This is a genomic window from Halorubrum sp. AD140 (assembly GCF_034497445.1).
Classification (GTDB): domain Archaea; phylum Halobacteriota; class Halobacteria; order Halobacteriales; family Haloferacaceae; genus Halorubrum.
Genome location: NZ_JAXRUU010000281.1, coordinates 1 through 1,130 on the forward strand (window position 1 = coordinate 1; position 1,130 = coordinate 1,130).

The window sequence follows — 1,130 nt, forward strand, 5'->3', positions numbered from 1 at the left end:
GGCGTCCGGAACGCACGTCACCGAGTGGACGCGGTCGAGCGAGGCGCCGGCGGGACCGTCGCCGACCGCCTCTATCGAGAGCCGCACGACGGTCTCGGCGGGACAGGTGAGGACGACCGAGACGGACCCCGTGGCGCCGCCGGCGAGCGAGTTCGGGGCGTCGACGGCGACGATCTCGGCGGTCGTGTTCTCGGGGGCCGCGAGCGAGACGTCGACGGCGAGGGGGTCGAGGTCGGCGCCGAACCGGTTGTGATACTCGACTATCGGCGTCCGTTCGCCGGCCCGGACCGTGTCTGTCAGGGGGGCGTACCCGAGGTATGCGTGCTCGTCGTCAGTGACCGAGACCTCGAGAGTGCGGTCGGCCTCCAGCGCGGAGAAGCCGGCGGTTCCCGAGACGATCGCGGTCACTGCGACGAGCGCGAGAAGCAGGCTCGCCGCGCGAAGCGGCGTCATCCGGCGCGGCGCACTTCCGGCGGCTCGTCCGTGCTCCCGAGCACCATTCTCCGGCCGATAACGTAGTGGGCGGCGGCGGAGATGCCGAACATCGTCGCCACGAACACGCCGACGGCGATCGGCGACAGCGATCCGAGGCCCGGAACGCCGATCTGGACAGCAATGAGAAGGAGGACGGAGAAGGTGGAGAGACCGAGATAGTAGAGGTTCCACGGGATCTCTCTCCCGCGGAGGACCTCGACGTAGATGTCGAGCTCCCGCAGTGCCGGAGCGGGCCGGACGACGCCGTTCTCGCCGACAGTCACGACGTTCTTCTCCTCTAACTTCGGCAGGTGAGTGCGTCTGAGCGTGCTGTGGACGTTGTGGCGCTCGTCGTAGGGTACCTCGGCCGGCTCCATATCGAGCTCCCAGGCGGTGATGTATCTCGACAGCTCGGAGACGTCCAGCGGGTCGTCCGCGCGCTTGATCGCGTGAATCAGGAATCGCCGACGCCGGTTCGAGAGCAGTTCGTAGATGTCTTCCTCGGAGATGTCGTCGCTCGCGTCGGTCTCCGCGTTCATCGTTTCGGTGGTTGCGGACATTGTGGGGTTCACGTGTTCGATGGCGGGTTACACCGCCGGGAGTCGTGACGCCTGTACTCGTTGTTACAGGCGCAGTAATGGTAACACCCCTCATAA

The 1,130-nt window shown here is 66.7% G+C and carries 1 protein-coding gene and 1 pseudogene; both read right to left on the reverse strand.

The genetic code is table 11. From position 1 onward, the window contains the following. Window positions 1-453: pseudogene (locus U4E84_RS18190) on the reverse strand (hypothetical protein); the annotation flags it as partial. After that, complete coding sequence (locus tag U4E84_RS18195; RefSeq protein ID WP_322533472.1) at window positions 450-1,034, reverse strand: transcriptional regulator; 585 nt, start codon at window positions 1,032-1,034, stop codon at window positions 450-452. The pseudogene U4E84_RS18190 and the gene U4E84_RS18195, both read right to left, overlap by 4 nt. Window positions 1,035-1,130 lie beyond the last annotated feature (96 nt).

Excerpts from the sequence above, each read along its gene's own strand:
- U4E84_RS18195 (WP_322533472.1), bottom strand. The coding sequence starts at position 1,034 with ATGTCCGCAACCACCGAAACGATGAACGCGGAGACCGACGCGAGCGAC.